This is a genomic window from Mucilaginibacter sp. 5C4 (genome assembly GCF_034345625.1).
In the GTDB taxonomy this organism is placed as follows: domain Bacteria; phylum Bacteroidota; class Bacteroidia; order Sphingobacteriales; family Sphingobacteriaceae; genus Mucilaginibacter; species Mucilaginibacter aurantiaciroseus.
The window spans coordinates 1,215,389-1,229,128 of record NZ_CP133775.1; the positions used below are offsets into that span (position 1 = coordinate 1,215,389).

Annotated in this window: 13 protein-coding genes; 9 read left to right on the forward strand and 4 right to left on the reverse strand. The window is 45.1% G+C overall.

Going from position 1 to position 13,740, the window contains the following annotated elements; translation table 11 throughout:
* Positions 1-10: 10 nt before the first annotated feature.
* The 6 genes from RHM67_RS05645 to nagB all read left to right on the forward strand — a co-directional run bounded on the left by RHM67_RS05645 (position 11) and on the right by nagB (position 8,165).
* Entirely contained in the window at positions 11-1,579 is a 1,569-nt protein-coding gene (locus RHM67_RS05645; RefSeq protein ID WP_322231137.1) for a hypothetical protein, read from the forward strand.
* Positions 1,580-1,654: 75 nt separating this feature from the next.
* On the forward strand, positions 1,655-2,779 hold the full coding sequence (locus RHM67_RS05650; RefSeq protein ID WP_322231138.1) for an aminoglycoside phosphotransferase family protein: 1,125 nt from the start codon (positions 1,655-1,657) through the stop codon (positions 2,777-2,779).
* Positions 2,779-3,444 carry a carbohydrate-binding family 9-like protein gene (locus RHM67_RS05655; RefSeq protein WP_322231139.1) on the forward strand — a complete coding sequence of 222 codons (666 nt, stop codon included), beginning with the start codon at positions 2,779-2,781 and terminating at the stop codon, positions 3,442-3,444. Before RHM67_RS05650 ends, RHM67_RS05655 begins: the two co-directional genes overlap by 1 nt.
* Positions 3,445-3,462: 18 nt before the next feature.
* On the forward strand, positions 3,463-4,758 hold the full coding sequence (locus tag RHM67_RS05660; protein ID WP_322231140.1) for a sugar MFS transporter: 1,296 nt from the start codon (positions 3,463-3,465) through the stop codon (positions 4,756-4,758).
* Between the two features lie 27 nt (positions 4,759-4,785).
* A complete protein-coding gene (locus tag RHM67_RS05665; RefSeq protein ID WP_322231141.1) occupies positions 4,786-6,135 on the forward strand; it encodes a Gfo/Idh/MocA family protein in 1,350 nt (449 codons plus the stop codon).
* A gap of 110 nt (positions 6,136-6,245) precedes the next feature.
* Complete coding sequence (gene nagB, locus RHM67_RS05670) at positions 6,246-8,165, forward strand: glucosamine-6-phosphate deaminase (protein WP_322231142.1); 1,920 nt, start codon at positions 6,246-6,248, stop codon at positions 8,163-8,165.
* Between the two features lie 257 nt (positions 8,166-8,422).
* Here nagB and RHM67_RS05675 read toward each other — a convergent pair whose 3' ends face one another.
* Positions 8,423-8,797 (reverse strand): DUF779 domain-containing protein, encoded by a 375-nt coding sequence (locus RHM67_RS05675; protein ID WP_322231143.1) that lies wholly within the window; start codon positions 8,795-8,797, stop codon positions 8,423-8,425.
* A gap of 121 nt (positions 8,798-8,918) precedes the next feature.
* Positions 8,919-10,421 (reverse strand): aldehyde dehydrogenase family protein, encoded by a 1,503-nt coding sequence (locus RHM67_RS05680; RefSeq protein ID WP_322231144.1) that lies wholly within the window; start codon positions 10,419-10,421, stop codon positions 8,919-8,921.
* A 155-nt stretch (positions 10,422-10,576) separates the two neighbouring features.
* Here RHM67_RS05680 and RHM67_RS05685 point away from each other — a divergent pair, with 155 nt between their 5' ends.
* Positions 10,577-11,503: an AraC family transcriptional regulator gene (locus RHM67_RS05685; protein WP_252757903.1), complete on the forward strand. Its 927-nt coding sequence runs from the start codon at positions 10,577-10,579 to the stop codon at positions 11,501-11,503.
* 85 nt (positions 11,504-11,588) lie between these two features.
* Here the strand turns inward: RHM67_RS05685 and RHM67_RS05690 are convergent, their stop codons facing one another.
* Together RHM67_RS05690 and RHM67_RS05695 are read right to left on the reverse strand one after the other, a co-directional pair.
* A complete protein-coding gene (locus RHM67_RS05690; RefSeq protein WP_322231145.1) occupies positions 11,589-12,491 on the reverse strand; it encodes a sugar phosphate isomerase/epimerase in 903 nt (300 codons plus the stop codon).
* 90 nt (positions 12,492-12,581) lie between these two features.
* Positions 12,582-13,046, reverse strand: coding sequence for a hypothetical protein (locus tag RHM67_RS05695; protein ID WP_322231146.1), 465 nt, complete (start codon positions 13,044-13,046; stop codon positions 12,582-12,584).
* A 260-nt stretch (positions 13,047-13,306) separates the two neighbouring features.
* Here RHM67_RS05695 and RHM67_RS05700 point away from each other — a divergent pair, with 260 nt between their 5' ends.
* On the forward strand, positions 13,307-13,507 hold the full coding sequence (locus tag RHM67_RS05700) for a DUF72 domain-containing protein (protein ID WP_322232175.1): 201 nt from the start codon (positions 13,307-13,309) through the stop codon (positions 13,505-13,507).
* The gene (locus RHM67_RS05705) at positions 13,508-13,735 is read left to right on the forward strand and encodes a hypothetical protein (protein WP_322231147.1); all 228 of its coding nucleotides are present in this window, start codon (positions 13,508-13,510) and stop codon (positions 13,733-13,735) included.
* The last annotated feature ends 5 nt before the right edge of the window (positions 13,736-13,740 follow it).

The window sequence follows — 13,740 nt, forward strand, 5'->3', positions numbered from 1 at the left end:
ACATACCACTATGAGAAACTTATTTTTAATCGGACTATTTGCGTTCATGTTGTCCGCGTGTTCTAAGAACAACGAAGTCAAAGAAACTAAAGCTATCGACCCATCTACCGGGAAGATAGAAACGGTGCGCAAAACCTCGGCTTTAGCCAATTATTATGTAGACGCTACATCAGGGAATGATGCAAACGCCGGTACTTCTACCGCTACCGCTTTAAAAACTATCCAGGCGGCCTTATACAAAACAACAAACGGCGTTGGGGCTAACATTTATGTATTGGCGGGTACTTATAACGAAAGGCTTTACTGGCCAACTTCGGGCGCATCGGCCGCGGCACCTATTACCTTAACAAATTACAACGGCAGCGTGGTAACCCTGGATGGCGTTAACGCTACCAACAACGCGCAAAACGAGATGCTGGCTATCCCAAGCAGGAGCTACATCCGTATCGACCATATTAATATCACCAATAATACCAGGGCAAATGCAAAAGGTATTTATATTGTAGGCAACGGTACCGATATACAGGTTACCTACTGTAAGATCTCTAACATTGGCTGGACTACCAACGGCAGCGCTACACCAACCAGTACCGATAATGCAAGTCCGTTCATCATCGTGGGCTCTACATCAACTTCATACTCTCAAATTTATATTGGCAGTAACGAAATTTTCAATTGCAACACCGGCTACAGCGAAGGTTTAACCTTAACAGGTAACATAGAGAACTTCCTGATAGAAATGAACACCGTTCATGATATTAAAAACATCGGTATGGATATGTCCGGCAATTACTCGTGGACAGGTGCGCCTGCCGCGGTTAACTATGCCCGCAACGGTAATGTTAAAAACAATACGGTTTATAACTGTATCTCGCCAATAGCCACTTCGGCAGGTATTTATGTTGATGGCGGTAAATGGATCAATATTGAAGGTAACACCGTTTACGGCAATTACGCCGGTATTAGTGCCGGTTGCGAAAATAACAACTTCACTACCGAAGGTATAAACATCCGCAGCAACGTTATTTATAACAGTATTGAAGCAGGGTTGCTTATAGGCTCTAACCAGCCAAACAGTAAGGTGATCAATTCAACCATCAGCAATAATACCGTGTTTAAAAATTATTCAAAAGGTGGTTATGGTGGCGAAATATCTTTACAGAACACCAATAACGTTAATTTCATTGACAACATTATCCAGTCGCGCAGCAACATCGTAACCATCGTATTGCTGGGTTACACTTCTACAGCGCTAAGTTTCGATTACAATAAATACTATACCTTATCAGGTGTGGCAACAAACATCACATTCGATTGGGGCGGTAATAATGGTACAAGTTATTCTACACTGGCGGCTTATAAAACCGCAACAGGCTTGGATACGAACTCAACCTATGGTAACCCGGGATTTGTATCTAATTCGCTGCCAAGTCCAAACCTGCATTTAACCAATACATCGGCTTGTGTTAATGCCGGCTTGCCCAGCTACACCTTGCAAACAGGCGAACTGGATATTGACAAAGCAGCAAGGATAGTAAATTCACGGGTAGATATTGGGGCGGATGAGTCTGTTTATTAGCGGCTTATCGCTAAATTTAATAAATGATCCACACATGGTGTGGGTAATATATAACACTTATAATTCTAAAGTATAGTGCAAAGTTCTAAAAACATAGCTGAGGTTGTATCGCACTTTAAATGTGCGGCTGATGTGGGTTCGCAAAAAGCTTATGGGTCGGGTCATATAAACGATACGTTCAAATTAACGAATGTAACTGCCGGTGGCGCCGACTACCTGTTGCAGCGTATAAATCATAAGATATTTACCAATGTAGAGAAGCTTACAGATAACATGCGCAAAGTAACAGAGCACCTTAAAAGTAAAATTAAGGGGATGGGTTACGGCGACCCGTTAAAGGAAGTGATGACTTTGATACCTACAGACGGCAACCGCTTTTTCTACCAGGACAGCTCCGGCGATTACTGGCGTATGTTCTACTTTTTAAGCGATACCAAAAGTTACGATGTGGTAGAAACCCAAAAGCAGGCGTACGAGGGTGGCAAGGCATTTGGCAAGTTTCAGCATATGTTATCGGATATCCCCGCGGGCGAGATGTTTGAGGTGATTCCCGATTTTCATAACATCCAAAAACGTTTGCAGCATTTAGATGAAGCAATTGCAAAGGATGCACATGGCCGTGTGGCTTCTGTTGAAGCCGAGCTGGATATCGTGAAAAAGTATGCCGAAGAGATGCAATACTTTCAGCAGCCAAAGCAGGTTGCCACTTTGCCAAAACGTGTTATTCATAACGATACCAAGTTTAACAACGTGCTGCTGGATAGTAACGACGAAGCACAATGTGTAATAGACCTGGAAACGGTAATGGATGGTTATGTAGCCTATGACTTTGGCGACGCTATCCGCACTATCATCAATACCACAACTGAGGATGAGGCCGATCTGAGCAAAATTCAATTGAATATGCCGCTGTTTGATGCCTATGTGAAAGGCTACCTGAAAGAAGCTTCGAAGTTTTTGACAGATGCCGAGGTTAACTCGCTAATCAAGGGCGCGCTGTTGCTGCCCTATATGCAGGCCGTACGTTTCTTAACCGATCATATTAACGGCGATACCTATTTCAAGATAAAGTTTGAGGGCCACAACCTGCAAAGGGCAAGGGCACAGTTCCAGCTGGTAAAAATGCTGGATGCCAGCGCAGCGCTGATGCACCAAACCATATTAAACGAAATGGATAGTTATAAAACCGCGCTATACTAATGGATACAGCTATATTGGTAAAAATTCCCTATCTTAACGGTTTCGATGACCTGCGTTCGGTCGAAGACATATCTAATGTTTTGGATGCTCACGAACGCAGGCCTATCCAACACGCGCCATGGTCGGCAGGGGCAAAGCAGCCACAGGCTTCATTTGCACTTGCTTATGGTAAGGATGACATCTATCTTAAATACTACGTACACGAGCATACTTTAAAAGCCGAGTACAGTAACTTTAACGATCCGGTGTTTGAGGATAGCTGTGTAGAATTTTTTATCGCTTTTAATGATGATGCCAGCTACTATAACCTGGAGTTTAATTGCATAGGCACCAGCAGGGCGCAGTACGGGCAGCACAAAACCGGGCGTACGTTTATACCGGTAAACCTGCTGAAAACCATCAGGCACCAAACGTTTGTTAAAAGCAACGTGGTTGGTGATATACAATGGGAACTTACGTTATGCATCCCAAAAACAATATTTAAGTTTCACCCGGCGTTGTCGTTAGAGCAAAGCAAGGCTAAGATTAACCTCTTTAAATGCGGCGACGGCCTGCCCGAACCGCACTTTTTATGCTGGAACAGGATAGAGGCCCAACAGCCCGAATTTCACCTCAGCAGCTTTTTTAAAGAGATTACTTTTAGCCGGGCAGGCTTCATGGTTTAAAACTTTAAATCCCAATATATGTCAGAGACAACAGCGGTGATCAGTAACAAAAAAGCAACCCTCAGCCCCATTTTTATCATTGGGATGCTATTCTTCATCTTCGGTTTCATTACCTGGTTAAACTCGGTTTTGATACCCTATTTAAAACTAGCCTGCGAGCTAACAACTGTTGAAGCATATTTGGTAACCACCGCGTTTTACATCTCCTATTTTGTACTGGCTATCCCATCTGCCTGGATCCTGAAGGTTACCGGCTTTAAAAAGGGCATGTCGGTAGGGTTGGCAATAATTGCTGTTGGCGCTTTGATATTTATCCCGGCTGCATTAACACGCTATTACGGATTGTTCCTTTTGGGCCTGTTTATACAAGGATCGGGTTTGGCATTATTGCAAACCGCATCAAACCCATACATCACCATTTTGGGCCCGCCCGAGAGTGCAGCCAAACGCATCAGTATTATGGGTATCAGCAATAAAATTGCAGGTGCTTTAGCCCCGATAGTACTTGGTGCTATCACCCTGAAAAATGCCGACGGCTTTAAAGAACGTTTAGCCACCATGGCTGCCGATGTAAAAATTGCCGAGCTGAATGAGCTGGCATCACGGGTTATCCTCCCATACATCATCATCGTTATTGTGTTGCTGATACTGGCCGTTATCATCTATTACTCGAGCCTGCCCGAGATAGATACCGACCAGGAAGACGAAATGACCGCCATAAGCAATAGTGGCAAAACAAGCATCACGCAGTTTCCGCATTTGCTGTTAGGTGTACTAACCCTGTTCTTTTATGTAGGGGTTGAGGTTATTGCCGGCGATACCATTATTAACTATGGCAGCACGCAAGGCATAGCGCTGGGTACGGCCAAGTTTTTCACCACGGGCACACTTGTATTTATGCTGGTAGGTTATGGTGTAGGCATCCTTTGTATCCCCAAATACCTGAGCCAGGAAAAAGCTATGAAGCTGTCTGCAGGTTTAGGCATAATATTATCTGCGGTAGCGATACTAACAACAGGATATATATCAGTAGCAGCTATCGCTTTATTGGGGCTGGCAAATTCGCTGGTATGGCCGGCTATCTGGCCAATGGCATTATCGGGGCTTGGCAGGTTTACCAAAATAGGGTCATCATTATTAATTATGGGCATAGCAGGCGGTGCAATTGTGCCGTTGGCTTATGGTGCATTGGCGCAGGCCTTAAACCCAAGTCTTGGTTACATCGTTTTGATCCCGGCTTATCTTTTTATACTTTATTATGCCATTAGCGGGCATAAATGGGGGAAGGCCAAAATTCAGCAAGTACAATTATAAATTATCAACAAATAAAATTTAAAAATTATGGATCGCAGACAATTTGTTACAAATAGTGCCGTAGGAATGGCCGGTTTAACAATTTTGCCTTCAGGGTTATTATTTGCAAAAAATGCAGATAAGGTAAGGTTGGGTTATATTGGTGTGGGCTTACGTGGCCGTAACCATATAGGTGAGGGTTTGCTTCGCGATGATGTGGAGATAGTAGCCATTTGCGACATACAGGAAAGTTCCCTTAAATACTGTCGCGCTCAATTTGTAAAAGCTAAAAAGAAACTGCCTGCAGAATACACAGGCGGTTTGGATGCTTACAAAAAACTACTTGACCGTAAAGATATTGACGGTGTTATAATTGCCACCCCGTGGCAGTTTCACAAAGAGCAATCTATTGCTGCTATGCGAGCCGGTAAATACGTTGGCTGCGAGGTTATTGCCGGTATTACCGAGCAAGACCACTGGGATATTTTAAAAGTTTACGACGAAACCAAAGTGCCATACATGACTTTGGAGAACGTTTGTTATCGCCGCGATGTTATGGCTGCCCTGAACATGGCACGCCAGAATGTATTTGGCGAATTGGTACACCTGGAAGGTGGTTACCAGCACGACTTACGTGGCGTATTATTTAACGATGGTAAAAGCTTTAGCGGCAAAGGCGCCGAGTTTGGCCCTGCAACAGTTGGTGAAGCCCAATGGCGCACCCAATGGAATGTTGATCGCGATGGCGATATTTACCCAACCCACGGCGCAGGCCCGGTGATGAATTATATAGATATTAACCGCGGTAACAGTTTTACCAACTTAGTATCGTTCTCGTCAAAATCGATAGGGTTGCACAACTATATCGATAAAGTATCGCCGGGTAATAAAAACTCGAAGGTGAAATTCAAAAATGGCGATGTAACCACCACCATGATCAATTGTGCCAATGGTGAAACTGTGGTATTAAGCCACGATACACACTTGCCCCGCCCATATTCCTTAGGTTTTAGGGTACAGGGTACCGAAGGAATCTGGATGGATGTTGCCGAATCGGTTTACATAGAGGGAAAATCAAAAAACTACGATCAGTGGGATAAAGCCAGCGAATGGTTCGAGAAATACGACCACCCGCTTTGGAAGAAATTTGAAAAGTTTGCCGAAGGCGCAGGCCACGGCGGTATGGATTGGTTTGTTTTTAACGGTTTTATTGAAGCTGTAAAACAAAAGAAACAAACCCCGATAGACGTTTACGATTCGTTAACCATGAGTGTGATTACCCCACTATCAGAAAAATCGCTTAAAGACGGTAACGCACCACAGAAATTCCCCGATTTTACAAAAGGGAAGTGGAAAGAACGCAAGAACACCTTCGCGCTTGACGATAGCGGATTTTAAATAAGACCCTAACAACCATAAATACCATTTACCGGCGGGCCTGCTGAAAAGCAGGCTTCCGCACGGTGGTGGAATTGCCATGCCCAAATCAAAATAAAATATACCTCAACATGTTACTCAATTTATTAGAAGAAACCCGGTACGAGAAAGTACCCGTAAAGATCTACGATACCGACAGTGAGGCCAGCTTTGATGTTGCCAAGCGTATCGCCACCATTATCAAACAAAAGCAAGCCGAAGGTAAAACCGCCGTTTTAGGTTTGGCAACAGGTATATCGCCTATCAAAGTTTATCAGGAATTGATCAGGTTACATAAAGAAGAAGGCCTGAGCTTTAAAAACGTGGTAACCTTTAACCTGGATGAGTATTACCCTATCCAACCAAACTCTGCGCAGAGCTATGTAAGGTTCATGAAAGAGCAGTTGTTCGACCATATCGACATTGACATGGCCAATGTGAATATCCCCGATGGTACACTTGCCGAACAGGATATAGCAGCGTTTTGCATGGCTTACGAGCAAAAGATAAATACCTACGGCGGCATTGATGTGCAGCTATTAGGTATTGGCCGTACGGGCCACATCGGGTTTAATGAGCCGGGGTCTGCCCCAAACTCGGGCACGCGTTTGGTTACATTGAACGACCTTACCCGCCGCGACGCATCCAAAGATTTTGGTGGTAAAGAGAATGTGCCGACAAAAGCCATTACGATGGGTGTAGGTACCATATTTAAGGCCCGCGAAATTATACTGATGGCATGGAACGGGAAGAAAGCCTCCATTATTAAGAAAGCAATTGAGGGTGTGATCTCGCCGGATATCCCCGCCACATACCTGCAAAATTCAGATCATGTTGAGTTTGTTATTGACCGCGACGCATCTGTACTCCTTACCCGTTTTGATACTCCATGGCTGGTTAAGGATTGTGTTTGGGACGATATATTCATTAAAAAGGCCGTAATATGGTTGGCTAAAACGTTGTGCAAGCCTATCCTGAAACTTACCGAAGGCGACTATAACAACAACGGCATGGCGCAGCTGGCAACGCAGTTTGGACCGGTTTATAATATCAACATCAGCATATTTAACAATATCCAGCACACCATTACCGGCTGGCCGGGTGGTAAGTTTAATGCCGATGACAGCCAGCGCCCCGAGCGTGCCAACCCAAAGGTGAAACGTTCTATCGTATTTTCACCGCACCCGGATGATGATGTGATCTCGATGGGTGGTACTTTCATTCGCTTGGCCGACCAGGGCCACGAGGTGCATGTGGCTTACCAAACATCGGGCAATACCGCCGTTTGGGATGATGAAATGTTGCGCTATGTAGAGTTCGCGATGGACTTTGCCAAATCGCAATCGCAGGACGCCGCTTATCTGGAAGGGCTTTATAAAAGCATGACCGCCTTTCTGAAAACCAAAACGCCAAACCAAAACGATACCGAAGCCATCCGCACCGTTAAAGGATTGATCCGTAAGGGCGAGGCTATTGCAGGGGCAAGGCTTGCCGGGTTGCAAGACCAGCGCATTCACTTTATGGACCTGCCGTTTTACGACCGAAGTAAAATAGGGAAAAACATATCTTTTGAGGACGACATCAAACAAACCATGCAGCTATTGCAGGATGTAAAACCTCACCAGATCTTCGCAGCAGGTGATTTTGCAGATCCGCATGGCACACACAAGATCTGTTTCGAGATTATGCTGGAGGCATTTAGCCGCCTGCGACAAATAGAGGACTGGACAAAAGATTGCTGGATCTGGCTGTACCGTGGGGCATGGCACGAGTTTGAGATCCACGAGATTGAAATGGCTGTACCGCTATCTCCGCAGGAAGTGGAGCGTAAACGTTTGGCCATATTTAAACACCAGTCACAAAAAGATATCCCGGTGTTTCCCGGTGATGATGCCCGCGAATTTTGGGTTAGGGCAGAAGACCGCACACAGGAAACCGCCCGCCTTTATAACGAGCTTGGCCTTGCCGAGTATGAAGCCATTGAAGCCTTTGTGCGCTGGAAATTTGATTGATTTTATGCTAATACAAACTAATGTCATTGCGAGCGATAGCGTGGCAATCTCAGCATGCCCGCTTGTCCTCTGAGATTATTAATGTGTTTAATTTATCTTAAAGGAATTAATGAGCGCCCTATGGTCGGTTGTCCATGTCACTCTGTTCCTCACAATGACATGGGTTTTAATCTCGTTAATCCCGGTTCAAAGACAAATAAAAAAAGCCCGGCACTTTCGTGCCGAGGCTTTACTCAAAATATAAACTTCACAAGTTCTTAGTCTTCTATATAGGATAACGGTTCTAAATCGGGCAACTCGGCATTGGTAAACAGGCGCGAATTTATCATAAATCTAAACCCGGTGGGGATCTCGATAGAAAAGCTGGAGCCCCGGCCTTTGGTAACGGTCACCGTAAGCTGGGTATGCTGCCAGTATTCAAACTGGTCCTTACTCATCCAAAATTCGCAGCCGTCTATTTCGCCAAGCTTTACATCGCTGCCGCCAAGTTTAAATTCGCCCTTTTCAAAACACATGGGCGATGAGCCGTCGCAGCAACCGCCGCTCTGGTGAAACATCAGGTCGCCAAAGCGGCCTTTTAATTCGGCGATAAGCGCGGATGCTTCGGGTGATACCAATACTCTTTTTACCATGCTAATTTAATTAACCACAAATAACACGAAGGATTTGCTTGTTGAATAACCACAAAGGTCACAAAGCTTTTCTTAGTGCTCTCTGTGTACCTAACTTAGTGCTCTTTGTGGTTTAAAAATCTTAAAAGAAACCCAGCTTGTTTTTATTGTAAGAGATCAGCATGTTTTTAGTTTGGCGGTAATGGCCCAGCATCATCTTGTGGTTCTCGCGGCCAAAGCCCGATTTTTTGTAACCACCAAATGGCGCGTGTGCAGGGTAAGCATGGTAATTGTTTACCCAAACACGGCCTGCCTGTATAGCGCGCGGCACCTGGTAAACCTCGTGTGCGTCGCGGGTCCACACGCCGGCACCTAAACCATACAGGGTATCGTTTGCAATTTCAATTGCTTCTTCAACCGTTTTAAAAGTGGTAACACAAGCTACCGGGCCAAAGATCTCTTCCTGGAAAATGCGCATTTTGTTATGGCCTTTAAACAAGGTAGGCTGTATGTAGTAACCGCCACCAAGTTCGCCATCCAACTTTTTAACTTCGCCGCCGCATAAAACTTCGGCACCTTCTTCGCGGCCAATCTTAAGGTACGATTGGATCTTTTCGTACTGGTCGTTTGATGCCTGTGCGCCCATCATGGTGCTGTCATCAAGTGGGTTGCCCATTTTAATGGCGTTCACACGTTCTATTACGCGGGCAATAAATTTATCGTAAATGCTTTCCTGGATCAGTATGCGCGACGGGCAGGTACAAACCTCCCCCTGGTTAAGCGCAAACATTACGGCGCCCTCAATGGCCTTGTCAAAAAACGCATCGTCGGCATCGGCAACAGATTCAAAAAATATGTTTGGCGATTTACCGCCCAGCTCCATCGTAACCGGGATCAGGTTCTCTGATGCATATTGCATGATCAAGCGGCCTGTTGTGGTCTCACCCGTGAACGATACCTTGGCAATGCGTGGCGATGATGCCAACGGTTTACCTGCCTCAGGGCCAAAGCCTGTAACAATGTTTAAAACACCTGCGGGCAAAATATCACCTATCAGTTCCATTAGCACCATAATAGATGTTGGCGTTTGCTCGGCCGGTTTTACCACACAGCAATTACCGGCTGCAAGCGCAGGGGCAATTTTCCAGGTAGCCATCAGCAGCGGGAAGTTCCATGGGATGATCTGGCCAACAACGCCAAGTGGTTCGCTTAAAACAATGCTCACTGTAAACTCATCGTGTTCGGAAATGCCGCCTTCTTCGGCACGGATAACACCGGCAAAGTAGCGGAAATGATCGATCACCAAAGGCAGATCGGCGTTTTTGGTTTCACGGATGGCTTTGCCGTTGTCAATCGCTTCAACGGTTGCCAGGTAATCTAAATTAGCTTCAATGGTATCGGCTATTTTATTTAATAGGCCTGCACGGGTAGCGGCAGATGTTTTACCCCAGCTTTCAAAAGCGGCGTGGGCGGCATCTAAGGCAAGTTCTACATCCTCTTTGGTAGAGCGTGCAGCTTTGGTAAATACCTTGCCATCAATAGGTGAAACGTTGTCGAAATATTCGCCTTTAACCGGCGCTACAAACTTGCCGCCAATAAAATTGTCGTACTTGTCCTTAAAGGAAGGTTTTTTGTTGATACTCATTTTATAGGTTTTATTTAGAATTGGTTAGGCTAAGGTAGCGGGGTGCAGGCTTAGGCATTTGCACAATGCTATCAATTGGTAGCACAATAATGTCAATATATTTAGGTTGTTGTTATTGATAGTTACAATGCCTAATTTGTACTAAATATTCAGGCATGAATAATGTAAACCTGGTAACGCCTTTAGGCCTTTCTAACAACAAAGAGCTACGGACCCTTGTGGAACACCGGAAGGCTTATACCATGAACCATTGCGAACTGAATATTTTTGAAACTTATGAGCGCAGCGAATTGGTGCCACTTACCTTTAGCGACCTGGTGATCACCAGCATGCTGCGGGGCAAAAAAGTGATGCACCTGTTTGATAAACCCGGCTTTGATTACCTGCCCGGCGAAACAGTAATTGTGCCCCCCAACATTACCATGACCATTGATTTCCCCGAAGCTACCGCGCAGCAGCCATCGCAATGCACGGCGTTGGCCATCAATCAGCAGGAGATAAACAATACGCTTAATTACCTGAACGAAAACTTTCCGCGCGAGGATAAATATGCCTGGCAGCTCAACTATAAGCAGTTCCACTTTTTTAATAATTATGAGCTGGCGCAGCTTATTAATAAACTCATCCGCATCAGCACCGGCGATAATTTAACCAAAGATGTGCTGGCAAGTTTTACACTGAAAGAATTGCTGATCCGTATTATGCAGATGCAGAACCTGCACGAGGTAAAGGATAATATGCACGAACTATCTACCGGCAGCCGCTTTGCCCACGTGCTGGAATACATTAAACTGCACCTTACCGATAAGTTGAACATTGATGCCATGAGCCAGATGGCTTTTATGAGCAAGCCGAGTTTCTTCCGCGCGTTTAGGCACGAGCTGGGCATATCGCCTGTTGATTATATTATCAAAGAGCGCATCCAACTGGCCAAGCAATTCATGAACAACCCATACAACAGCATCTCCGAAGCCTGCTTTAAGGCGGGGTTTAACAACCTCAATTACTTTAGCCGTGCCTTTAAGAAAATTGAAGGCGTTACGCCGAGTTTTTATAAGGCGGGGTTGAGTGTGAAAGGATAATGGTAGCCCAGCTGCGCAAAATGCTAAAACAGCAGGGCTATCCATCGGCACAAATAAAAGTGCAGGGCTTTTGGTCGTAAGCGGGCTAAATAAATGGGTAAAGGTTATTTTTTACGTAAGCCGCGCTGCGCTTAACATTGCTCATAGCATCGGGTACGTAATTATTCCCCTGTTCAACAAACATATGCTTTACGCCCGCCAATTGGTGGTCTTTTAATATGGTTTTAAAATCGATAGAACCATCGCCTGCGGTAGTGTGCAGTTCGCGGTCTTTTTTATCCATATCCTTTATGTGCAAAATGGCAAAACGGCCGGGTTGCTTTTTAAACCATTCAAGCGGCGCAACAGGCGAGGAATGGCTGGCCCAGTACAGGTCCATTTCCAGTTTAACCAGATTTGGGTCTGTTTCATTTAAAATGGTGTTGTAGCCAATTTGGCCTTCGTGGTCAATAAATTCAAAGTCGTGGTTATGGTAGGCCAACTTAAGGCCGCCCTTTTTTATTTGACCGCCAATGGTGTTTAATGTTGCCGCAAGGCGTTTAAATTCGTCCATATTGCGGTATTCGGGCGCAAGCCATGGCCACACAATGTAATCCTGTTTCATTACCAAAGCGCCTGCAATACACTGGTCTACATATTTGGTAAGAGCATCTGCCTTGTCTTTCGCAAAAAACCTGTCCAGGTCATAATGCCCGGCAGATGTTGTTAAATTACAATCATCCATCAGCTGTTTAGCCTGTTTAGGCTCCAGCCCCCAGTAGTATTTGTTATTGCCATAGTTAAAGCCATAGGTCTCCACTTCTTGGTAGCCATAACCGGCCACGCTGGTTAGTGTGCCGCGCAGGTCTTTTTCCATCGCTTCGCGGATGGTGTATAGTTGCAGGCCCAGTTTGAATTTTGCTTTGGGGGCGGCAAAGGAGATAGCCGGTATGGCCATAGCGGCAGATAATAGGCCGGTTTGTTTTAAAAATGTCCTTCTGTCTGTCATAAGTGGTTTAGGTTATATAAATGAAAGGATACAAAAAAGCTCCTCCGGTAAAAGATGTAGTAACCGGGTGCTTATGTTAAAGGGCCGTAATTATTTCTGTTTTACGTAAGTTTCGATGATCTCGTGGTTGATGTTAAGGCTGTCAATTTTTTCGATGCCTTTTTGGATCAACGTGTCGCCTTTAAATTTAACCGTAAAATCGAAGCTGCGGCCTTCCCATTCGCGGGCGTTCAGGTAGGCCAGGTGCTCGGTATATTTATCACCTTTAAAATCGTAAGTGCCGCCGCCTGCGGTGTACACAGCATCTTTAACTTTACCTTTGCTTAGATCATGGCGCATAAAAGCGAAGTGGGTGGCGTTTAAGATCTTTATCATCTCCTGGTTGGGTACCGGGTAATCTTTAACGGTATCGCCTTTGGTAACGGTAACGGCAGCCACAAGCTTCCAGGTGCCTATCATTGGTGAGGCTTTATCTTCGGTAATAGTTGCCGCAGGTTTTGGCGTGCAGGATGCCAGGGCAAGCGCCGAGAAAAGGAACAATCCGGTAAGTTTCATGTGAGCTATGTTTGAGGTTTATTTGGTTAATTAAACGCTAATATAAGCGCAACAATAGTAAATGCAAGTGTGTTAAGCTATTGTATGCAAAATGCCAGGCAAAATTCTACTTGGGTACCAGCGGACTGGTGCTGCTTGGCCCTAATAAATCGTTATACCCGTCCGGGTTCCAAGACAAACCGAGGCTTACCTACTATGGCTAGCTGTTTAACAGCATCGAGATCAATGGCTCGTTTTATAAACTCCCACAGGCATCTACCATAAAAAAATGGACGAAGGAAGTGCCCGATAATTTCCGCTTTACCTACAAGCTTTTGCGCGACATCACCCACAACAAACAACTGCTGTTTAAATCCGAAGATGTAGACCGCTTTATGCAGATAATAGATGCTGCGGGCGATAAAAAGGGCAGCCTGTTCCTCCAGTTCCCGGGGAGTAATGATGTGAGCAACATCCGTTAGTTGGAGAAGCTGTTGGTAAATATTAAAGATACCCGTTTAAGTGAGGGTTGGGATATAGCTATCGAGTTTCGTAACAGTAGCTGGTATAAGGATGAGGTTTACGAAATGCTGTATAACTATACCTGCGGGATGGTGATCCAGCATATGCCCAATACATTAACGAATGGCTTGCCGATGGCAAACGGGGTTACGCCTATTTTAATAACCGATGGGCGATGCGATAAATAATTTAA

Excerpts from the sequence above, each read along its gene's own strand:
- RHM67_RS05655 (WP_322231139.1), top strand. The coding sequence starts at position 2,779 with ATGGATACAGCTATATTGGTAAAAATTCCCTATCTTAACGGTTTCGAT.
- RHM67_RS05680 (WP_322231144.1), bottom strand. The coding sequence starts at position 10,421 with ATGAGTATCAACAAAAAACCTTCCTTTAAGGACAAGTACGACAATTTT.
- RHM67_RS05685 (WP_252757903.1), top strand. The coding sequence starts at position 10,577 with ATGAATAATGTAAACCTGGTAACGCCTTTAGGCCTTTCTAACAACAAA.
- nagB (WP_322231142.1), top strand. The coding sequence starts at position 6,246 with ATGTTACTCAATTTATTAGAAGAAACCCGGTACGAGAAAGTACCCGTA.
- RHM67_RS05645 (WP_322231137.1), top strand. The coding sequence starts at position 11 with ATGAGAAACTTATTTTTAATCGGACTATTTGCGTTCATGTTGTCCGCG.
- RHM67_RS05675 (WP_322231143.1), bottom strand. The coding sequence starts at position 8,797 with ATGGTAAAAAGAGTATTGGTATCACCCGAAGCATCCGCGCTTATCGCC.
- RHM67_RS05695 (WP_322231146.1), bottom strand. The coding sequence starts at position 13,046 with ATGAAACTTACCGGATTGTTCCTTTTCTCGGCGCTTGCCCTGGCATCC.
- RHM67_RS05690 (WP_322231145.1), bottom strand. The coding sequence starts at position 12,491 with ATGACAGACAGAAGGACATTTTTAAAACAAACCGGCCTATTATCTGCC.
- RHM67_RS05665 (WP_322231141.1), top strand. The coding sequence starts at position 4,786 with ATGGATCGCAGACAATTTGTTACAAATAGTGCCGTAGGAATGGCCGGT.
- RHM67_RS05660 (WP_322231140.1), top strand. The coding sequence starts at position 3,463 with ATGTCAGAGACAACAGCGGTGATCAGTAACAAAAAAGCAACCCTCAGC.